Below are 21,133 nucleotides of genomic sequence, written 5' to 3' on the forward strand. Positions count from 1 at the left end.
GCAGCCGGCGGATTGAACAGATCATTATAGATCAAGCGAGCAGTTTACCAATAAAGACCCGCATAGCCAGCGTATCTGAAGTATCCTTGTGCCGGATGATCCGGAAATCCCGTTCGGTCAGCGTATGCCTGATTCTTAGTTCACACAATTCACCGCTGGCCAACTCTTTGCGTACAATCCATCTGGACAGCAAAGACAGTCCAAGACCGGCACTGACAGCTTCTTTGACTCCCTGGCTGCTGTTGAATACATAGGAGCGTTTGACTGGAATACCAGACTCCTGCAAGAAGCGGTCGCTGAAGGCCCGGGTGCCGGAACCCGGTTCCCGCAGCACCCAAATTTCATTACGCAGCATCTGGTCTTCAACAATGATTTCTCCGCTCAGCGGATGACCGAAGGGTGCAACCAGAATCATCTCGTCCTTCATATAAGGGATGATGGACAGATCGGAGTCCGACGTTTCACCTTCGATGAAGCCGATATCCAGCCGGTTAGACCGGACTGCAGCAATAATCTCTTCCGTATTGCCAATGGTGACCTGGAGACTGACCAGCGGATATTGTCTGGCGAACTCTGCCAGCCTTGCCGGAAGCACATATTCCCCTATTGTGAAGCTGGCCCCGAGTTGCAGGGTGCCGGTCACTTCGTCCTGCAGCAGCCGGATCTCCCGGCCGGCCTCTTCATAATGTATGAGCATCTGTTTCGCGTGTCTATAGAGAATGGCCCCGGCTTCTGTAAGGCGCACTTGCTTTGGGGAACGGTGCAGCAGCTTTACGGCGAATTCGTTCTCCAGATTGCGGATATGCAGGCTGACCCCGGGCTGGGAGAGGTTGAGCAGTTCGCCAGCCTTGGAGAAATGCTGCTGTTCTACTACGGTAACGAATACACGGAGTGCATCTGTAATCATAACAATCCCTCATTTATTGAAGATAGATGTAACGGTAAAAGCGGTTTTTTACTATTTTATCATAGTGAATCCGCCTAAACATAAGTATTTGTAATGATTGGAATAGCAAAGCCATATTTCACATTCCATAAGCATGCTTATATAGTGAAGCTATAAGAAGCGGCGACATTAACGAAGCGGTGGATGGGGTGTGGTACGGATGAATAGAAGCGGCAGTTATCAAATACACAGGAGTGATTATAGATTCGGTTCCTTTGCCGGAGGGATTGCAATTACCCTTATCCTGGCGGTTGCGGCGAAATATATGGCCTTGCTGCCGGTTCTTGGCATGATGGGCCAACTGGTGCTGGCCATTCTGCTAGGGATCGGACTACGGGCAGTAGCGGGTGTTCCGGAACAGACTATGGCAGGTGTGCGGTTCTCCGGTAAAAGACTGCTTAGAGCCGGTATCATTCTGCTGGGAATGAGGCTGAATCTGGGAGATATCGTCCAGGCGGGTCCAAAAGTGCTGGCGATCGCAGCCATTAACCTGGTGTTTACGCTGTTCACTGTGTATGGTTTGGCGCGTTGGCTGAAGATGGAGAGAAGACTGGGACTGCTGACCGCGTGCGGAACAGCCATCTGTGGCGCAGCAACGGTCGCTGCAATTGCCCCGCAGATCAAAGCGACAGATAATGAGACGGCCGTGGGAGCGGCAACAGTGGCCATCCTGGGGACTATTTTTACACTTGTATACACGATTCTGTATCCGTATATGGGATTAAGTGCTTCGGGGTACGGAATCTTCACAGGAGCAACCCTGCACGAGGTGGCACATGTCATCGCTGCGGCTATACCTGCCGGGCAGCAAGGCTCCGATCTGGCAATACTGGTGAAGCTGACCCGGGTTGCGATGCTTGTTCCGGTCGCGCTGATTCTTGGCCTGATCGAAGGCCGCAGGGAGCGCAAACTACACAGCCGCATGAAACTGTCCAATGGAGCAGAAGATGATTGTGCCGCCGGAACGGAAGGAAACCGGGAGGGCAAGAAGCTCCCGGTTCCCTGGTTTATTGCAGGGTTCCTGCTGATGAGCGGTATCAATACGCTTGGAGTAATCCCTCAGCAGCTTGCGTCAGACATGATCACACTTGCCTATCTGCTGCTGGCCATGGCGATGGCGGGACTTGGACTCGGGATAGACCTCAAGACCTTCAGCAGCATGGGGCGTAAGCCGGTAATCGCCGGATTCATAGGTTCGGTATTCATGTCGCTGCTTGGAATTGGACTTGTACATTGGTTGGGATTATCTTGATCCGATGGAACCGCTGAATAGATCCCGCTCAAACCCCGGAATAAGCCATGAATCCGCCGTCTACCGGCACGGTGACTCCGGTGACGAATCCCGACATTTGCTCGTCGGCCAGCCAGAGCAGGGTACCGAGCAGATCCTTGGGCGTACCGAAACGGCGCATCGGCGTCTGGGAGATGATTTTGCGGGACCGATCAGTCAGCTCTCCGTTACTATCCACAAGCAGCTGCTCATTCTGCGCGGTTACGAAGAAGCCAGGGGCTATAGCGTTAACCCGTATTCCGGCGTCTGCCAGATGGACGGCCAGCCATTGTGTGAAGTTGTTAATCCCCGCCTTGGCAGCGCTGTATGCCGGAACCTTGGTCATCGGTGAAGCGGCACTCATGGAGGAAATGTTGATTACCGATGTTCCGGTGCGGCCGAGCATCTGCTTGGCGAAGATCTGGGTTGGAATTAACGTTCCGGTCAAGTTTAAGTCAAGGACATTACGGAACCCGCTTACAGACAAATCGAAGAAAGAGACGATATCCGGATTCTCCAGGTCACCCTCTGCGAAGGTTTCTTTGGTAGTAATCGCTGAAGGCTGATTGCCTCCGGCTCCGTTAATTAATACATCACAAGGCCCCCAGTGCTTCAGAATTTCATCGGCTGCCTGCTGCACATTTAGGGGATCCATAACATCACAGGCCAGGGAGAGTGCGTGGCCTCCGGTTGAAGTTATCTGTGCAGCCAGAGCGGAACCTTTGTCCGCTGTACGGTTCAGAATGGCGACCTTGGCGCCTTGACGGGCTAACTCCAGGGCCATCACGCTGCAAAGTGCGCCGGCTCCTCCGGTAATCACGGTGATTTTGCCAGCCAGTTGAGGCTGTAATGCCAACTCAGACATAGGTATCCAACCCTTCTCTAATGTAAGTATGATCCTAGTAGGACTAAGTCTGTTTACTATCGGGCATCATTACCCGCCGGGCGGGGCTTCTATTCAGGTCCTCAGATTCCTTTTTTAATGGACGGCACAGCCTTTTCTACTTGTAGTACTGCGGGTATTTCTCCATCAGCATCTCCTGATCGGCAATGGTTAATGCCATATGCTCCTTCATCGTTTGATCACCCTGCGAAACATCATGTGTCTGGATCGCTTCATAGAGGCAATAATGCTGCTGATACAGATGCTCCCAATTATGATCTGCCGTAAGCTTAAGCATCCGGCTGCGGTTCAGATGGACCTTGATCTGCTGGACTACTTCCCAGGTATTCTTCTTGCTGCAGCCTGTAAAGATCAGATGATGAAATTCTTCATCCAGCATGAACATTTCCTTATAGTCCTGATCTTCAATGCAGAGTCTCTGTTTATCCAGATTCGCCTTAAGATCTATAAGATGTTTGGCCTGAAAAGAGCTGCAGGCCTCGCGCATAACCGCCCGCTCCAGATGCTCGCGCATGAAGCGGGCTTCTTCGACGAGGCCGGAATCAATAAGAGAGACAACCGTTCCTCGCTGGGGATAGACATCGAGCAGACCCTCTTGGGCCAGCCGGACGAAGCTCTCTCTGACGGGAGTGCGGCTAACATTGAATTTAAGTGAAATTTCTTTCTCCGAGATGCTGGTGCCGGGAGGGAGCTCCAACAGCAAAATCTGATTCTTCAAAGAACGATACACGATGTCCCGTGTGGAAACCGCTTGTGTACCGATAATGTATTCCATCGCGTAGCCCTCCTGTTAAGTTGTTCAGAAGCACTACCATACTACCATACAAGTATGGTAGTATGGTAGTGCAAACAGGCAGAAACGGCTAATACCGTCCTTACCTGGACAAATTTCCGCTTCTGCGGAAAAGATAAGAACGTTATATTGCGCTTAGCCTATACATTCTTATCTTCTAAAATACGGAATGACGAAAGGCTGGAGAACACATTGAGTACCTCACCTTTTATTCATGAAGATTGGCTGCTCCTGAACAAAAGTGCACAAACCCTGTACCATGACTATGCCCAAAAAATGCCGATTTACGATTTCCACAGTCATCTTAATCCGCAGGAAATCAGCAGCAACCGCAAGTTCCGCAATATCGCCGATTTGGCGTTATCCGGGGACCATTACAAGTGGCGGGCGCTGCGCTGGCTCGGCATCGATGAACAGCTGATTACCGGGAACGCTCCGGACAAAGACAAATTTATGGTCTGGGCACGTTCTGTACCCGAGATGCTGGGCAATCCGCTGTACCATTGGACCCATCTGGAGCTGAAGCGCTACTTCGGAATCGATGAGCTGCTCTCGGCCGATAATGCAGAGAGTGTATGGGACCGCTGTAATGAACAACTGCAAGGAGACGGCCTGACTACACAAGGCATTCTTAAGAAGCTGAATGTTGACGTCGTCTGCACAACAGATGATCCGGCTGATTCTCTGGAGCATCATATCCTTATTAAGAACGACAGTGCACTGGAGACTGTTGTTGCTCCAACCTTCAGACCGGACAGAGTGCTGAATATCCGCGATGAAGGTTTTGCCGGCTATGTTGCCACGCTCAGTGAAGCCAGCGGACTGGAAATTCACTGTTACTCCGACTTCATGAAGGCTGTGACATCGCGGATCGATTACTTCCACAAGCATGGCTGCCGCCTGTCCGATCAGGCCTTCGGTGAGCTTCCGCATGCCCATTCGACGGAACATGAAGCTGCTTACATATTTGCCCGTGCTTTCAAGGGAGAGGAGATCAGCGCCCAGGAGGAACAGAAATTCCAGAGCTATACGCTGCTCAAATTAGGCCGGCTGTATCACGAGCGGGGCTGGAGCATGCAGCTGCATATCGGTGCGCTCCGCAATAATAACTCACGGATGTTCGATACGCTCGGCAAGGACAGCGGGTTCGATTCCATTCTGGACTTCAATATGGCCCGCAGCCTGAACGCATTGCTGAATGATCTCGATGCCAGCGGACAGCTTCCGAAGACCATTGTGTATACGCTGAATCCGTCACAATACGAGATGATCGCAACATCGATCGGTAATTTCCAGGGCTCCGGGATCAAAGGCAAAGTGCAAATGGGCTCAGGCTGGTGGTTCCATGATCAGAAGGAAGGCATGCTGCAGCAATTGAAGGCGCTCTCCAGTTTCGGCCTGATCAGTCCGTTTGTCGGCATGCTGACCGACTCCAGAAGCTTCCTCTCCTTCACGCGTCATGAATACTTCCGCCGGATTCTCTGCAACCTGTTCGGCACATGGATTGAAGAGGGCGATCTGCCGCGTGATTATGCTTTTGTAGGCCGGACGATTGAGAATATCTGTTACAACAATGCCGAGGCTTATTTCGGAATAAAATAAACACACGGCAGACGGTGCTGAAAATCCGGATACAGAGGCGAACGCTGCCGCTTTTCCACAATTAGCCTGCGCATCAACTTAGAAACAGCAAGACTCTAAACCCTTGGAGTCTTGCTGTTTTTTGTACTTTTATACGAGCCCCCCCTGTAGCCAATCTTAGTGTGCTCAGAGACTCTGGCGGATGCTAGTTGGATAAACGTCATCTAATTCTGCAGGAATCACTAGTATGGCTAATCTAGTTGGAAAAACAAAACTTACTACTACTGAAAATAGGAAAGTTAGAATATTCGCAGAATTAAATGCTGAAAATCCACTTACTCACCTTTGGATTGGAGAAGCGGGGAAATTAAGTGCCGAAAATCCAACTAGCATCTCCCGGATGCAAGTTTTTACGTGAAAGTCGGGTCCAGTGAAGTAACGCCGCACGTTAAATAAACTGATGGATCGTATGCTGATCGTACCCACGCCCCCTACTTCGTACTGCTCCGGTAAGCAGAAGGAGAAACGCCGGTAGTCTTCTTGAACACCTTGGAGAAATGGGCCAGTTCCATGCCGACCTGCTCGGCGATATTGGAGATGCTGAAATCGGTGTAGGAGAGCTGCCTTTTGGCGAGCTCCATCCGTTTCAGCTGAACGTATTGCATCGGGGGGACGCCGATGAATTTCTTGAAATAGGGAATGAAATAGTTCGGATGCAGATGGACAAGCTCCGCCAGCTCTTCCACATCAAGCGGGCGCATTAAACGCTGGTCAATGTAAGTCAGCACATTCGCAAGCTTCCCCTGATCGCTGGTATGCGTCAGGTCATCCAGGAAGTTGCTGTAGCCTCCGGATTCCAGGCACAACGCTAATAAGGTGAGCAGCGATGCCTGAGTCCGCAGAGTGGCCAGAAAGCCGGTATCCTGAAACAAATCAATCATTTCCGTAAAAATCGCCCTTACTGCATCCGGATCCGGCACATCGCTGATATAGAGCTTGTTGGCAGAATGAAATAGCGGCCATTCCCCGATCTGCGCATCAAAATGGCAATAGTAGCGTGTGTAAGGATCATTAGGCGAGGTATCCGTGGTCTGGGTAGAGCCGGCCGGCATGATCATCAATTGCCCGGGTCTGGGATAATACGCCACGCCGTTGATGATCACTTTGCCTTCGCCGGAATCAATATAGTACAGCCGGTTGAAGGAAGGTGTCTCATTCGTCCGGTTCCATCCGGGGTATCTGCTGGTTAATTGGGCATGGGTAACCGTAACAGTCAGATTCTGCAGCAGGCGTCCGGTCAGATTTCCGCTGGCATTCATATTCATAGGTTTAGCTCCTTTACAACGCTCATAAATTCATTATACCGCTTTCATTTATCTAATACATCTTATTTATATACAAAAACACCTTAATTACAGTCATGTTCACCGGGAGCGATTAAGGTTATCCTCATATCATAAACTGTAATAGGAAGTGATTGGGAGATGGAGAAGGTACGATTTGGCATTATCGGAGTGGGCAATATGGGACGTGCGCATGCGCACAGTCTGCTGAATGATATTAAGGGGGCTGAGCTGGCTGCCGTTTGCGACAGCAGCCCGGAAAGGCTGGACTGGGCGGAAGAGCATCTGCCGGATAACGTGCAACGGTTCCTGTCGCCGGAAGAATTGTTCAAGTCCGGAACCATTGATGCTGTGCTGATTGCCACACCGCATTATGATCATCCGCCGCTGGCGATAGAGGCACTGGGTTACGGGCTGCATGTTCTGATAGAGAAGCCCGCAGGTGTGTATACCAAAGCTGTTCAGGAGATGAACGACGCTGCTGCGAAGTCTGACCGCAAGTTCGGCATTATGTACAACCAGCGGACGAACCCGCTCTACCAGAAGCTAAGAGAACTGATCAAGTCAGGGGAGCTAGGGGAGATCCGGCGTACGAACTGGATTATCACCAACTGGTACCGCTCTCAGAGCTACTATGACTCCGGCGGCTGGCGGGCGACATGGGGCGGAGAAGGCGGAGGTGTACTGCTTAACCAGGACCCGCATCAGCTGGATCTCTGGCAGTGGACGACGGGAATGATGCCTAAGCGGGTACGGGCTTTTTGCCACTTCGGGAAGTACCGCAACATAGAGGTTGAGGATGACGTGACTGCTTATGTGGAATACGAGAACGGCGCAACGGGGCTGTTCATCACCACTACAGGGGAGGCGCCGGGAACGAACCGGTTCGAGATTACAGGCGACAACGGTAAAATCGTAATCGAAGACGGGAAGCTGACGTTCTTCCGTTTGCGCACACCGGAGCCGCAATTCAACGCAGAATATACCGGAGGATTCGGATCACCCGAGTGCTGGAAATGCGAGATTCCGGTAGCACCAGGTGACGGGGATCAGCATAAAGGCATTATGCGTAATTTCACCAATGCCATTCTTCATGACGAGCCGCTTCTGGCGCCTGGTGAAGAGGGGATTCACGGATTGACTCTTTCCAATGCGATGTACCTGTCAGCGTGGACGGATAACTGGGTGGACCTGCCGATCGACAGCGAGCTGTTCCACGAGAAGCTGATGGTGCAGGTGCAGAATTCTACTTTTCAAAAGACGCCCGTCAGCCAGAAAGCGCTGGATGTATCGGGAACCCACTAGCATCGCTCTTTAATCTGCACGTATAGCATTATCTAACCAATTCAAACTAATCTGGGAGTGGATGAATGAAATGGAACGTTCAACAATTGCTGCACAGATGTATACCCTACGCGAATTTACCAAGACTCCGGAAGCGTTAAGAGAAAGTCTGCGGAAGGTGAGCGAAATCGGCTACCAGGCAGTACAAATCTCGGGGATTGGCCCGATGGACCCTAAGCTGGTGAAGGAGTATGCGGATGAATACGGTTTGAAAATTTGTGCTACACATGTTTCCTGGGACCGGCTGGTGAATGATCTGGATGCGCTCGCTGCTGAACATAAGCTGTGGAACTGCAAGTACATCGGCCTTGGCGGACTGCCGGGCGAATATCAGACCAGCCAGGAAGGCTACCGTACCTTTGCCAAGCTGGCCTCCGGTATTGCGCGTACCCTGAAGGAGCAGCATGGCCTGCAATTTGTCTATCACAATCATGATTTTGAATTTGAACGTTTTGAAGATATGACCGGTATGGAAATCCTGCTGCAGGAAAGTGATCCCGAGGTGTTTGGCTTTGAGCTGGATCTGTACTGGGTTCAGGCAGGCGGCGGCGATCCTGTAGAGTGGATTCATAAAGTGGAAGGCAGAATGCAGGCCGTGCATTTCAAAGATATGACGGTTCTGTCGCGTAAACCGGTATTCGCCGAAATCGGCCAGGGGAATATGAATTACGGAGCAATTATCGAAGCCTGCCGCAAGACTGGAGTGGAGTGGCATATCGTGGAGCAGGATGTGTGCCAGCGTGATCCGTTTGAGAGCCTCGAGATCAGTCTGAACTATCTGCACACCAAGCTGGAGGATGAGGCATGAGCCGCAAGGATGGAATGATGTATGCACCGGTACATGAAGCCAAGCCTGTGGTGGGGCCGGGTGAATTCGTAATTGCCGCACTAGCGCTGGACCATGGGCATATTTACGGGATGTGCAACGGGCTTGTGGAAGCAGGAGCCCAGCTGAAATGGGTATACGATCCTGACCCGGAGAAGGTAAAAGTGTTCCTGAACACATACCCCGGCGTCCGGGCCGCACGTTCGGCTGAAGAGATTCTTGAAGATCCTGAAGTCCGGCTCGTAGCGGCAGCGGCTATTCCTTCAGAACGGGGACCGCTGGGTCTGCGCGTCATGGCACACGGGAAGGATTATTTCACGGACAAAACACCGTTCACCTCGCTGGATCAGCTGGCAGCAGCACGGATTCAGGCGGAACAGACGAAGCAGAAATACATGACCTATTTCAGTGAAAGACTGCATGTGGAGAGCGCAGTGTATGCCGGCCAGCTGGTGCAAAAGGGTGCAATCGGCCGTGTACTCCAGGTAATTGGAATGGGACCACACCGGTTAAATGCTCCGAGCCGGCCGGACTGGTTCTTCCAGCGCGATAAATACGGCGGCATTCTCTGCGATATTGGCAGCCATCAGATTGAACAATTCCTCTTCTACGCCGGCTGCCGCGATGCCAAGATATTGCACAGCAAGGTAGCCAACTATAACAATACGGCATACCCGGAGCTGGAGGATTTCGGTGATGCCACGCTGGTTGGCGATAACGGGGCGACCCAATATTTCCGCGTGGACTGGTTCACTCCGGAAGGATTAGGGACCTGGGGCGATGGCCGGACGATTATTATGGGCACCGAAGGATATATCGAACTGCGCAAATACAGCGATATTGGCCGCTCCAGCACGCCTGACCATGTCTACTATGTGGATCGTGAGGGGGAACATTATGAGCATGTGGCCGGCCGGATCGGCTTCCCGTTCTTCGGTGAGCTGATCATGGACTGCCTGCAGCGTACAGAAAATGCCATGACCCAGGAGCATGCCTTTAAAGCGGCCGAACTATGCCTGGAGGCGCAGCGTCAAGCGCTCAATCTGACCCCGGATACTCTCAAATAGTTGCATCACAGCTATCAGAAGAACGGAAGGTGTATAAGATGAATCCAATTGGAGCAGCGATTATCGGCTGCGGTGCGATTGCTCCGCTGCATGCCAGGGCCATTGCTTCTATAGATGATGCGCGGCTGCTGGCCGTGGTGGACAGTGATCCCGTTCAGGCGGCACAATCTGCTCAAAATTATGGGTGCGAAGCTTTGACGGATTATAAGGAGCTTCTGGAGCGGGCGGATATCGGTATTGTCCATTTGTGCACGCCTCATCATCTGCATGCCGGGATGGCGGTGGAACTGCTGAAGGCCGGCAAACATGTGTTAACCGAGAAGCCGGTGGCGCTGGATGTACCTTCGGCCCGGTTAATGCAGGCAGCTGCGGATCAAGCGGCGGGACAGCTCGGCGTAGTCTTCCAGAACCGCTACAATGACCCTTCGGTACGGATCAAGGAAATGATAGATTCCGGTGATCTGGGAGCCCTCATTTGTATGAAAGGGGTGGTTACCTGGACCCGGAGCGACGATTATTACAAGAATAGCAGCTGGAGAGGACGCTGGGCCACTGAAGGCGGAGGTGTGCTGATTAACCAGACTATTCATACCCTCGATCTGCTGCAATGGTTCGGCGGAGAAATCTCTTTCGTGAAGGGCAGTGTGACGACCGATGTGCTGAATGAAGTCATTGAAGTGGAGGACAGTGCACATGCCTGCATCAGCTTCAAGAATAATGTGCGCGGACTCTTCTACGGTACCAATGCTTATGTAGTGAATTCTCCGGTTGAGCTGGAGTTGGTCTTCGAGCAGGGAACGCTGCTGCAGCGCCGGGATAGCCTCTATCTCTGGAAGGATGGCCAGGAAACGCTGCTCAGTGAACCGGCAACCGGCAGCACCGGAGGTAAATCGTATTGGGGCACCGGACATTCCCGGTTAATTCATGATTTCTATGCCCACATCTGTGACGGCCGTAAGTTCTGGATTGACGCTGCAGAGGGCATTAAGGCGCTGGAGCTGATCGAAGGAATCTACAAGTCCTCGGCGGGCAGAACTGGGCTGACGGCAGGACAGTATGTGTAGAATGAACGGAATATGATATTAAGTAGTGCACTCATGATATACAAAGAGAAAGGATCACGTGCTGTGATCCTTTTTTGGCGTGCTGCAACGTGAATACAAGGCAGGTAACCACAAGATTGACAAATTATAATCTGCATGTGATAATTACCTGACGATCGTCAGGGAGGCTTGAGAGATGACTGCTAACGCGATTCTGCAGGCTGCATGTGCACAATTTGCCGGAAAGGGCTTTGAAGGAGCTTCGTTGGCCGGGATTGCCCAGGAGGTAGGGATTAAGAAGCAATCCATTGCCACCTATTTTCCCAAAAAAGAGGATTTGTTCATGGCCGCATTTCACGAAATGGCCCGGCATTATTACGAGTTTCTTGAACAGCTATACGGGGAACTTATTGTTGCTCCGGTGGAGACGAAGCTGCGCGAGATTGTGCATAAGAACTACTATTACAGAGTGGATCACCCCGTGCTGACTGCTTTCTACAAAATGGCTGTGCAATTTCCGCCTCCGTTCTTCCAAGACTTGCTGGAGGAGCAGATTGCGGTGATGGAGCAGCGTTCCGCTGTTTTGTACAAGGCGATTTTTGAGGAGGGTATGAGCACGGGAGTCATACGGCAGCAGCAGACAGACAGCCTGCTCTCGGCTTATTATTGTTTGCTGGACGGGATCGCCATGCAGATGTTTTTTTATAAGCAGGAGGAATTTGAACAGCGCCTGGAGGATATCTGGGGGATTTTCTGGGCGGGCATTAAGCAATCCTAACTGGAGAGAGAGGCAGAATGATATGTATGTAGATAAGGTTACGAATGAAGCAGGATTACAAGAGGCCTTCCGGATCAGACGGGAAGTGTTTGTAGAGGAGCAGGGCGTACCGCTGGCTGATGAGTTTGATCAATATGAGAGTCAGGCTGAGCATATCTTGGTGTTTCACGAGGATGAGAAGGCTGCCGTAGGGACAGCCAGACTGAGAGCTGTGGACGGATGGGCCAAGCTGGAGCGGATCTGTCTGCTGGCCCCATACCGCCGAAGCGGGCTAGGATCCGTAATTATCAGCACACTGGAGAGTATAGCTGCTGAGCAGGGACTCCGGCAAGCCAAGCTGCATGGACAGAAGCAGGCCGAAGGCTTTTACCAGAAGCTGGGGTATGAGACTTCCTCACCTGTCTTTATGGAAGATGGAATCCCCCACGTCATTATGGTCAAGAGCTTGCAGGTCTAAATCCTCAAATTGACTTTATGACCAGTAGGCCTTATCTTCAATACATGTGCTAATTATGATCTGCAGATAAGAGACAGGGAGAGGGATTAAGCTTATGGAACAGGCAATGTTTGCCGGAGGCTGCTTCTGGTGCATGGTTACACCGTTTGAAGAGCTTCCCGGAATTCAGGGAATCGTATCGGGGTACGCCGGAGGCACGGTAGAGAATCCTACATACGAACAGGTCAAGACAGGGACAACCGGTCACTATGAGGTGGTGCAGATTACGTTTGATCCGGCACTTTTCCCCTACGAGAGACTGCTGGAGCTGTTCTGGCCGCAGATTGATCCGACGGATGACGGCGGACAGTTTCAGGATCGCGGAACACAGTACCGGACAGCGGTATTCTACTATAATGAAGAGCAGCGGCTGGCGGCTCTGGCTTCCCGGGAGCAAGTGGCGGCCAGCGGCAGATTTGAGCTTCCTGTGGTGACGGAGATTCTGCCTGCACCTCATTTTTATCCGGCTGAGGACTATCATCAGGACTATCACAAGAAGAATCCGAAGCACTATAAAGAGGACCGTGAGCAATCCGGACGGGATACATTTATTTCGCAGCACTGGTAAAAGCGGATAATGAAATTTAGTTTAGAAAAGCCTTTAATCACCTGGCATCTGGGGATTGAGGGCTTTTTGCTATTTTTGCAGCGCTCTAGAGGTGAAACGGAAGAAATTAAGTCATAAAACCAAAAAATGGGAACCTAAAACCGAAATTTCGAGCCTACTAAATGAAGATTTGCCCTACTATAATCATATTTGTAAACGCATACATTCATACAGGATTCTGGCTTAATCCGGGGAATGGAGGAGGGTGGAGGCTTTCTGAAATGCTGAATTATCTGTCTGTAGCTTCCGGTTGCCAAAGGTAATGATTACAGCAATGCCACTATAATTCAGGAGGAATAATACGATGCCTAAAAAATGGCTAATGTCCATGCTTGCGTTCGTGCTTCTGCTCTCTTGCCTGCCTTTCTTTGGTTCCAAAGCAGCCGCCGCTGATTATACGCAGGGAGTAGATTTGTCAGGAACTACTGCGACAATCTGGTTCAAATCTACGGTAAGCACCAGTTGGGTCGACGTACATTACAAGGTCAATTCCGGAACGCAGCTGAACTACCGTACAACCTACAACAGCAGCAAAGCCCGCTATGAGCAGGTGGTCACAGGCGTTGCAAGCGGAACTGTTCTCACCTATTTCTTCACGTACAACAACGGAACGCCGGCATATGATACCGGTTGGTTTACTTATACTGCCGGAACGGCGCCGACTACCCCGCCTGGGGGTTCCTCTGCTTCGATCTATTCCATAGCCGCGTCTTCCATTCCCACCCCGCCGGGAGGTTCAGTGTCGGTGAAGGTCATGAACGGAACGGGCGGGGCCTATCCGGACAACCAGATATATTGGGGAGTCATCGGCATCAATCCGGCCAACGGCAAATGGAGTTATCTGGATCTGAGCGGCAATCTGCTGCCAATCTCTAATGCGCTGAATGATGCCTCCGGCCATCTGACCAAAAACGGCGTGAATTACGCGAATATCTACCATACCGTAAGTCAGGCTTCCTGGGTAACGATGCCCAAAATCACCTCCGGCCGCATGTTCCTCAGCGTAGGCACGCCGCTGTACATCAAGACTTATGATGACGGCTTTGCCGGACCGGATATTGATAATCCTACTGACCCTAACCGTAATCTCTATTTCGATTTCGTTGAATTCACAGTGGATGCTACAGGCTATCACGGCAACACGACACGCGTAGATGCCTTCGGCTTCCCGATCCAGCACCGGCTGGTAGGCTTGTCGGGCGGCTATGATAAGACCGTAGGCGAGCTGGAATCGGAGACACGCGCCGGAATCTTCAGTAAATATCAGAATGAAGTGCCGTCCGCCTTCAAATCACTTGCTACGGATCAGGCGCCTTACCGGATTATCGCTCCTGTCCATGGATCGTTTAAAGCAGGCGGGGCCAATAGCAATTATTTCGCAGGTTATTCCAGCTACAGCACCCAGGATATTCTCCGCAATGACGGCTCGCTTATTGATGCAGCCACCAGCGCTGCCATTAACCGCCATGTCTACACCTCCGGCAACTGGAACAATGTCGCGGACTATTACAAAGCGGCTCCAGCCAACTATTACGCGAAATTCTGGCATGACCACAGCATCAGCGGACTGGCTTACGGCTTCCCTTATGATGATGTCAACGGCCAGGCCGCTTATCTTGAAGTCGGCGATCCTAAGGGCCTGATTATCCGCGTGGCCTGGTAATAATACCGCTTGATGTTTGAACGAGCTGGCGATTAGACTACAGCCCGGGCAGGGTGAATCCTGTCCGGGCTGTTGGTTCAAAGCGTGATTATCGTGTGATTCCGCCGTTATTAACTTCTTACCGGCTTTCTGGATATTCCCTCCAGCACCTCATGTGAACGGCCGTATTTGCACATGGCGTCACATTCACACTGCAGATCCGAGAATAAAATATAAGAGATATGCCCGGCGTTGTTCTGCTGTAAGGAAGGACGCAGCAACTGGGCCTGAATTTCTTTTTCCCTGCCGTCAGGAGAAATAAGGTATAAACTGCATTCCGGTTCATTAAGCGACAAGGCCAGATCGTACAGCCTAAGGATGCCCGAATAGATGGACGTGCTTTTCTCTACTTCAAAGGCAGCAATCATTCTGTTCTCATCATCAAGCCAAATCACATCAATGAAGGAAATAGTGTCAAACGCTGCTTTGGATACCTGAAGCGGAGGCAATGCGGGCAGTGATAATTCACCGAGCTTTGCGCTGTTCCATTGTCTCTTGTGATCATTCTGAGCGATCCATACCTTATATCCGAGCGAGCGGCCTAATCTTGCCAGATGATATTGCATTTCACTATGTGCATTTTCTTCACGGATATCGTTCATGATCTCTGTATGACGTTTTAACCGGGTTTTCTCCTGCTTGGCTGCCTCAGACTCCAGAACCCGCTCTGCATTGCCGCTTACTATGAGACGTCCGGTGCCAATTTCAAACACAAACCCTCCAATAGCGCCTAAATCATTGGACAGCAGGGAGCGTTGTTCATTATTCATTTGGAGCAGACCTTCACGCATTTCCAGATATGCAGTCCATGAACCCAGCTTGATCTTCTGGCCCAGAAGTTCGTTATAGCCTTTTACAATTGCGGTATTGAATGGCGGGAACAGGGTGGGATGAAGAAAATATATAATATTGGCTGCGGCAGGGCCCAGCCCTTTGATATGCATATTGTCGAGCTTATAAATTTCCTCCAAAATTTGCTTCTCCTGGCTGGCTTGCTGTACTGCCTTCAGAAAGCGTCCAAAAGCGAGCTGATGGACATCATTCTCATAAATATCCGGAATACGCAATTTAGGTTTCCAGTAGAAGGCATGAGCCGCTCCTTCAAAAATCTGTTTCTGCTCACAAATGGCGGACATTACAAACTCCAGGGATGAACCCTTATAATCATTGCCGAATGTCCGCGCTTCAATGCTGCGGATGACGTCTGTCAGTCCGCTTTTGATTGTACGGAATGCCTTTAACCGCTCGCTATTATTCAGAAACCAAGTGTTGTAAACAGACTCGGTGTCTGCCCTATAAGCTCTGATACGATCTGCAATATAGTGATTGTCCATGCCGGTTATCCTCCAGATACCATAGTATCCATATTGTACAGAAGCAGCAGGAGGTTCGCAGTATACTTTGTTGCTTCATTCTTTCTACACATTTGTCTTGTACACTTCTAGTTATTCGCGAGAGCAACTGAAGTGGAGGGACAATGATGAAGAAAAGACTGCTGACGGCTACCTTTATCCTGCTGCTTGGAGCTACACTTGCGGGCTGCAGCCTGGGTGCGGATAACAAGGAAGAATCAGCCGCGGCAACTGCACAAACAACGGTATCCATGCCCTGGATTGCGACCAAAAATACAACCCGGATCAATACCTCTGACCCTGTTCAGGCGGCTGTGCTGGTCTCACAGACCTTATGGACTGCTGAAACCAAGAGTAACCGGCCATCGTCTGTAGTCCTGACCAGTGTGGATAACTGGCAGATTGCGGCGGTAAGCACGGACCTGATCCACCATCCGAGCAACGGGCCGGTGCTCTTTTTCACCAAAGACGGTGTGCCGGATGCAACTCTGGCTGAGCTGAAGCGGCTGAAGCCGCTTGGTGCGGACAGCAATGACGGTATTCAGATTGTAATTGTAGGGCCATCTCCGGAAAGCGTCGGGACGCAGCTCAGTCCGCTTAATCTGAAGGTGGACAAGATTGAAGGAAATGAACCTGCAGCTGTGGCTGGCGCTATCGATACTTACTATGCCAAAGTGTCGGGTGAGCTGCCGCAGAGTGTAATTATCGGCTCCATGGACAGTCCTGAATATACTCTGCCGGCTGTCAACTGGATTGCCCATATGCCGGAGCCTTTATTATATGTGGCAAAAAGCGATATCCCGGCTGCGACAGCAGATGCCCTCAAGGAACGCGGCGGCAATGCGGCTATTTATGTTCTCGGTCCCGAATCCGTCATTTCAACGGATGTGGAGGAACAGCTTAAGCAATATGGAACGGTTACGCGCATAGCGGGGGAAGATCCTTACGAGAATGCCATTGCCTTTGCCAAATTCAAGGATACGGTGAACGGATTCGGCTGGGGAATCACTGCTCCCGGACATAACCTGTCCTTGTTGACTACGGATTCTGCGATGCTGGCGATTGCTGCTGCACCCTTCTCCCATCTGGGCAAACACGCGCCGCTGGTCTTCACCGGTAAGGACGGATTGCCGGATTCCCTAATGAACTATACGATGGAGCTGCAGCCGAAATTCAAGGATTCACCGGCGGAAGGCCCGTATAATCACGCTTGGTTAACGGGTGATACGGCAACGATTAACGCCGCAGCGCAGAGTGAGATCGATGACATGCTGGAGATTTCCTCCGCCTCCGGTGATAATCCGCACTCAGGGCATTAGACAGAGCAAGCCGGCAGCGGATTCCGCTGCCGGTTTTTCATTTATATAATAAGTAAGACGGTATAACCGTTTCCACTTGGGTATAATGAATTACGAACTATTAACCAGTCTATGAAAAGGGTGAAAGCATGTCCAAATCTCAAATACTTATAGTGGACGATGAATGGAATATGCGGAATTTGCTGCGTATATATCTGCTGAACGAGGGCTTCGCCACCAGGGAAGCGGCCACGGGGCAAGAAGCCATCCGCATGGCGGGGCAGCAGGCATTTGATCTGATTCTGCTCGATGTGATGATGCCTGACATGGATGGCTGGCAGGTCTGCCGTGTGATCCGGGAGCATAGTCATATTCCCATTCTGATGCTTACCGCCCGTTCGGAGATTAAGGATAAGGTGCAGGGTCTTGGCATAGGTGCGGACGATTATCTGACCAAGCCGTTTGAACCGGAGGAGCTGCTGGCCCGGATACATTCGCTGCTCCGCCGCTCTGCGCTGACACAATCACTGGCCCCCCGTGAGGAAGTGCTGGAGTACCCCGGTCTGCGGATTTACCCGGAAGCACGCGAGGTGCGCATACAGGAGCAGAGCGTTGATTTCACCTTAAAAGAGTTCGATCTGCTGACCCTGCTGGCGCGCGGGGGACAACGGGTATTCACCCGCGATGAGCTGGTCGAACGGCTGTGGGGGAATGATTACGGCGGGGAGACCCGGGTGATCGATACCCACATTAAGAATATCCGTGAAAAAATGCAGAGAGCGGGCTTAACTTACAATCCGGTGCAGACGGTATGGGGGCTCGGGTATAAATTCCAGGTCACAGGTATGACGGATGAAAAATAATATCATCGGCTTCAAGCTTGGGCTGGTCATCATTTCCTTGTTCCTGATCGTGCTTTTGTCACTGGGAGTGGTGATCGACAGGATGTTCAGCAGCTTTTATTACAACGAAATGCAGACGGAAACCGAGGAGCTGGCCTCCCATTTCACGGTTATGGCCCAGTCCAAGGAGTCCACGACCAGCCAGATGATGACGACGTTTGCTGAATTCTCGAATGTCAGTATATTTAACATTCTTCCCGATGGCCGTACAAATCTGCATTCAGGTGTTCACGATTCTGCGGACCGGGCGTTCATCCGAACCGGGGATCTTACAGATATTTTTACCGGGAAAACGGTCAGCTTCCTGTACAAAGATCCAGCGGGGCACCGGTATTTCGTCACTGGACAACCTATCTCGGGCAGTGAAGGTGTCATTTCAGCGTTGTATGTAATGTCCTCCACCACGAATATGGAAGACTCGCTGGCCTCGGTTCGGAATATTCTGCTGCTCACGGGGATCGGCGCTTTCCTTCTGGCACTCGGCATCACCTGGGTCATTGCCGTTGTCCTGTCCCGGCCGCTTCTGCAGATGCAGAGAGCCACCCGCAAGATCGCCGCCGGTGAACTGGAGACCCGCGTCACCATCCGCGGTAATGATGAGATAGGTTTTCTCGCAGGAGCGATCAACGACCTGGCTGTTGACCTGCAGCGCTACAGGGATACCCGCCAGGAATTTCTGGCTAATATCTCGCATGAGCTGCGGACACCGATCACTTACCTGCAGGGGTATGCCAAGGTAGTGAAGAGCGGGCTGTACGAGACAGAAGAAGAGAAGGTACTGTATCTCGACATCATCGATCAGGAAGCGCACCGGCTGCAGCATTTGGTCGACGACTTATTCGAGCTGGCCAAAATGGAGGAGGGCAAAATTCCGCTGAATCTGGAACAGGTTGACCTCTGGCAAATCGTGGATCAGGCAGTCCGCAGGGTAGAATTAACAGCGAAGGAGAAAGGTCTGGAGGTGACGGCCTCGTACGATGGCGGGCAAGACGTGAGGATCTTGGGCGATGGCAAACGGATGGAGCAAATCGTGATGAATCTGCTGGAGAATGCTGTCCGCTATACTGAACGGGGGCAGATCAGGGTGGATTTAAGATTTACTCCGGACTCGGCGGTATTTGTTGTGGAGGATACGGGAATCGGTATTCCGGAAGCGGAGCTTACCTATATCTTTGACCGCTTTTACCGGGTGGAGAAATCCCGCTCACGGCAATACGGAGGCTCCGGCCTCGGGCTTTCGATTGTGAATAAGCTGGTCGAACTGCTCGGCGGTACGATTGTGTTTACAAGCAGGGTGGGTGTAGGGACGCGTTGTGAGGTTACTTTTGCGAGATAAGTTATGAATTAATCAGTCTAATACCTTGCAGGATGTAATCCCAATTAGCATAGTCATTCATATCGCTGGGCACCTCCAGAACGCAGACATTGTCGATACCCCATTCCGCTTCTCTTGTTGCACTAAGGCCGGGTATAGGATTTAGGATGAGTATTGTGAATTTCTTGTGATTTAATAGTTTTGATAAAATCATATGCAGCTCCAGCACCTGTTCAGCATTCGCAAACCATCTGACAAATAAGCTATCATCGCTGCTGAGCAGATTGTTCCAGAACCGTCCTATCCGGTATTCCAGTTTCAGCCGGTAGGCCGGATAGGAAGCGCTCCAGCCCTGGCCTGTAATAATCGGGAAATCATGGGCAGAGATGATGTTATACAGGGAGTCTCTTATGAAATAGGATTGTGACAGATTACTTCTGGAATGATCCAAATAAACGGGATCACCATCATCCAGCAAAAAATGCGTCTCATCCAACGGATGCAGATTTCTGAAATCCATAAAATTCCTGAACTCATTCTTTAGAAGCCGGTTGACGTCGGCCAGTGAATACGAAATCATCCAGTCTAAAGGCATTGAGAATTTTCGTAAGCCGTATCTTTTCAGGTTAATTGCAGGCGCGCAAGATGAACCTAAGCTTACGATCAGTTCGTAGTCTTTTTTGACCTCTTGTAGTTTCATGATTTCACCCATCTCTATCCAGTCTCATCGTTAGTAAATCATATACGCGATGCTCCGGGATTGATTGGACGAATACGACAAAATTCAGCGGCTCACCTGCTGCATTAATTTCTCCAGCGCAATTAGATTATGCTCTCACGTTAGACATTAATTAATTTAATAGTCGGTAATTCCAGTTTCCCCCTGAAATCTCCCGTATAACCGCCTCTGCCAGTTCCTCCCCGTTCGATAAACAACATATATTAGGAGATTATAGCAATTAACTGCTGCGATGATCTATGGTATTTTGTGCATTATGAACAAAAAAAGCGTCCCCGCCGCCATTTTCACGACTCTAGGGACACCTCTGCACCATCGATACTTTTAGTGGTTCATTCCAGCCATTCCGCCCATAATTTCCGGATTCACCATCCCGAAGATCATAGCGATGTGGGCAACAACGAGGAAGCCGCTGATCAGCAGGAAGTGCAGCTTAAGCTTGCTCTCTTCACTGCGTTTGCGGGCGATGAGACCCAGATCCAGCAGGGCCAGAGGCAGCAGGAAGATGACTCCGCTCAGATAAAAGCTTACCGCAACTACATCCACCCAGGTGTGCCATTCACCATTCGCGGTGAGCGGGATGAAGGCGGTAGGGAACAAGTACAGGAAAACTCCGGTGAAATAGAGTCCCGCGAGAATACTGCATACCCGGTTGAAGGCTCTGAGCGGCCCGTTCAGCTTCTTGGTGAACAGAATTATAAACTCTGTAACCGTAATCGTCTCTGCAAAAATCACGGGAATCGCCATGAAAAGAATCAGATTCCAGGGCTGATTCTCCGCCAGCAGCGACATATAATGCGTCATATTCATGTTACATCCTCCAAGTT

General features: G+C 51.0%; 21 protein-coding genes. 14 read left to right on the forward strand and 7 right to left on the reverse strand.

Going from position 1 to position 21,133, the window contains the following annotated elements:
- Positions 1-31: 31 nt before the first annotated feature.
- On the reverse strand, positions 32-907 hold the full coding sequence (locus PBOR_RS16735) for a LysR family transcriptional regulator (protein WP_042213515.1): 876 nt from the start codon (positions 905-907) through the stop codon (positions 32-34).
- Positions 908-1,106: 199 nt separating this feature from the next.
- On the opposite strand from PBOR_RS16735, the gene PBOR_RS16740 reads away from it, so the two are divergent.
- The gene (locus tag PBOR_RS16740; RefSeq protein ID WP_042213516.1) at positions 1,107-2,198 is read left to right on the forward strand and encodes a YeiH family protein; all 1,092 of its coding nucleotides are present in this window, start codon (positions 1,107-1,109) and stop codon (positions 2,196-2,198) included.
- 28 nt (positions 2,199-2,226) lie between these two features.
- On the opposite strand, the gene PBOR_RS16745 is transcribed toward PBOR_RS16740, so the two are convergent.
- Together PBOR_RS16745 and PBOR_RS16750 are read right to left on the reverse strand one after the other, a co-directional pair.
- The gene (locus PBOR_RS16745; protein WP_042213517.1) at positions 2,227-3,081 is read right to left on the reverse strand and encodes an SDR family oxidoreductase; all 855 of its coding nucleotides are present in this window, start codon (positions 3,079-3,081) and stop codon (positions 2,227-2,229) included.
- A gap of 136 nt (positions 3,082-3,217) precedes the next feature.
- The gene (locus PBOR_RS16750) at positions 3,218-3,895 is read right to left on the reverse strand and encodes a GntR family transcriptional regulator (RefSeq protein ID WP_042213518.1); all 678 of its coding nucleotides are present in this window, start codon (positions 3,893-3,895) and stop codon (positions 3,218-3,220) included.
- Positions 3,896-4,105: 210 nt separating this feature from the next.
- Between PBOR_RS16750 and uxaC the strand changes: the two genes are divergently transcribed.
- Both uxaC and PBOR_RS36995 read left to right on the forward strand, forming a co-directional pair.
- Positions 4,106-5,515: a glucuronate isomerase gene (gene uxaC / locus PBOR_RS16755; protein WP_042213520.1), complete on the forward strand. Its 1,410-nt coding sequence runs from the start codon at positions 4,106-4,108 to the stop codon at positions 5,513-5,515.
- Between the two features lie 226 nt (positions 5,516-5,741).
- Positions 5,742-5,912: a hypothetical protein gene (locus PBOR_RS36995; protein WP_157764055.1), complete on the forward strand. Its 171-nt coding sequence runs from the start codon at positions 5,742-5,744 to the stop codon at positions 5,910-5,912.
- 73 nt (positions 5,913-5,985) lie between these two features.
- Here PBOR_RS36995 and PBOR_RS16760 read toward each other — a convergent pair whose 3' ends face one another.
- Positions 5,986-6,819 (reverse strand): helix-turn-helix domain-containing protein, encoded by an 834-nt coding sequence (locus PBOR_RS16760; RefSeq protein ID WP_342671120.1) that lies wholly within the window; start codon positions 6,817-6,819, stop codon positions 5,986-5,988.
- Positions 6,820-6,978: 159 nt separating this feature from the next.
- On the opposite strand from PBOR_RS16760, the gene PBOR_RS16765 reads away from it, so the two are divergent.
- From PBOR_RS16765 to PBOR_RS16800, 8 genes are all read left to right on the forward strand, one after another.
- Positions 6,979-8,142 (forward strand): Gfo/Idh/MocA family protein, encoded by a 1,164-nt coding sequence (locus PBOR_RS16765; RefSeq protein WP_042213521.1) that lies wholly within the window; start codon positions 6,979-6,981, stop codon positions 8,140-8,142.
- A 70-nt stretch (positions 8,143-8,212) separates the two neighbouring features.
- The gene (locus PBOR_RS16770; RefSeq protein ID WP_042213523.1) at positions 8,213-8,989 is read left to right on the forward strand and encodes a sugar phosphate isomerase/epimerase family protein; all 777 of its coding nucleotides are present in this window, start codon (positions 8,213-8,215) and stop codon (positions 8,987-8,989) included.
- Positions 8,986-10,074: a Gfo/Idh/MocA family protein gene (locus tag PBOR_RS16775; RefSeq protein ID WP_042213524.1), complete on the forward strand. Its 1,089-nt coding sequence runs from the start codon at positions 8,986-8,988 to the stop codon at positions 10,072-10,074. The genes PBOR_RS16770 and PBOR_RS16775 overlap by 4 nt, the downstream gene beginning before the upstream one ends.
- Before the next feature lie 38 nt (positions 10,075-10,112).
- Positions 10,113-11,138 carry a Gfo/Idh/MocA family protein gene (locus tag PBOR_RS16780; RefSeq protein WP_042213526.1) on the forward strand — a complete coding sequence of 342 codons (1,026 nt, stop codon included), beginning with the start codon at positions 10,113-10,115 and terminating at the stop codon, positions 11,136-11,138.
- Between the two features lie 175 nt (positions 11,139-11,313).
- A complete protein-coding gene (locus PBOR_RS35510; protein ID WP_052429511.1) occupies positions 11,314-11,895 on the forward strand; it encodes a TetR/AcrR family transcriptional regulator in 582 nt (193 codons plus the stop codon).
- Positions 11,896-11,917: 22 nt separating this feature from the next.
- Positions 11,918-12,352 carry a GNAT family N-acetyltransferase gene (locus PBOR_RS16790; RefSeq protein ID WP_042213527.1) on the forward strand — a complete coding sequence of 145 codons (435 nt, stop codon included), beginning with the start codon at positions 11,918-11,920 and terminating at the stop codon, positions 12,350-12,352.
- 94 nt (positions 12,353-12,446) lie between these two features.
- On the forward strand, positions 12,447-12,959 hold the full coding sequence (gene msrA, locus PBOR_RS16795) for a peptide-methionine (S)-S-oxide reductase MsrA (RefSeq protein ID WP_042213529.1): 513 nt from the start codon (positions 12,447-12,449) through the stop codon (positions 12,957-12,959).
- 343 nt (positions 12,960-13,302) lie between these two features.
- Positions 13,303-14,661, forward strand: coding sequence for a glycoside hydrolase family 64 protein (locus PBOR_RS16800; RefSeq protein WP_042213531.1), 1,359 nt, complete (start codon positions 13,303-13,305; stop codon positions 14,659-14,661).
- Between the two features lie 110 nt (positions 14,662-14,771).
- On the opposite strand, the gene PBOR_RS16805 is transcribed toward PBOR_RS16800, so the two are convergent.
- A complete protein-coding gene (locus tag PBOR_RS16805; RefSeq protein ID WP_042213532.1) occupies positions 14,772-16,034 on the reverse strand; it encodes a hypothetical protein in 1,263 nt (420 codons plus the stop codon).
- A gap of 143 nt (positions 16,035-16,177) precedes the next feature.
- Between PBOR_RS16805 and PBOR_RS16810 the strand changes: the two genes are divergently transcribed.
- The 3 genes from PBOR_RS16810 to PBOR_RS16820 all read left to right on the forward strand — a co-directional run bounded on the left by PBOR_RS16810 (position 16,178) and on the right by PBOR_RS16820 (position 19,588).
- A complete protein-coding gene (locus PBOR_RS16810) occupies positions 16,178-17,371 on the forward strand; it encodes a cell wall-binding repeat-containing protein (protein WP_157764056.1) in 1,194 nt (397 codons plus the stop codon).
- Positions 17,372-17,499: 128 nt separating this feature from the next.
- Positions 17,500-18,213, forward strand: a complete 714-nt coding sequence (locus PBOR_RS16815) for a response regulator transcription factor (RefSeq protein WP_042213536.1) — start codon at positions 17,500-17,502, stop codon at positions 18,211-18,213.
- The gene (locus PBOR_RS16820; RefSeq protein WP_042213538.1) at positions 18,203-19,588 is read left to right on the forward strand and encodes an ATP-binding protein; all 1,386 of its coding nucleotides are present in this window, start codon (positions 18,203-18,205) and stop codon (positions 19,586-19,588) included. The genes PBOR_RS16815 and PBOR_RS16820 overlap by 11 nt, the downstream gene beginning before the upstream one ends.
- 1 nt (position 19,589) lies before the next feature.
- On the opposite strand, the gene PBOR_RS16825 is transcribed toward PBOR_RS16820, so the two are convergent.
- Together PBOR_RS16825 and PBOR_RS16830 are read right to left on the reverse strand one after the other, a co-directional pair.
- Positions 19,590-20,279 carry a DUF1796 family putative cysteine peptidase gene (locus PBOR_RS16825; RefSeq protein WP_052429512.1) on the reverse strand — a complete coding sequence of 230 codons (690 nt, stop codon included), beginning with the start codon at positions 20,277-20,279 and terminating at the stop codon, positions 19,590-19,592.
- Positions 20,280-20,630: 351 nt separating this feature from the next.
- On the reverse strand, positions 20,631-21,116 hold the full coding sequence (locus PBOR_RS16830; protein ID WP_042213539.1) for a DUF6803 family protein: 486 nt from the start codon (positions 21,114-21,116) through the stop codon (positions 20,631-20,633).
- Between the last annotated feature and the right edge of the window lie 17 nt (positions 21,117-21,133).

Origin of the sequence: Paenibacillus borealis, from assembly GCF_000758665.1 — a bacterium.
GTDB lineage: Bacteria > Bacillota > Bacilli > Paenibacillales > Paenibacillaceae > Paenibacillus_AQ > Paenibacillus_AQ borealis.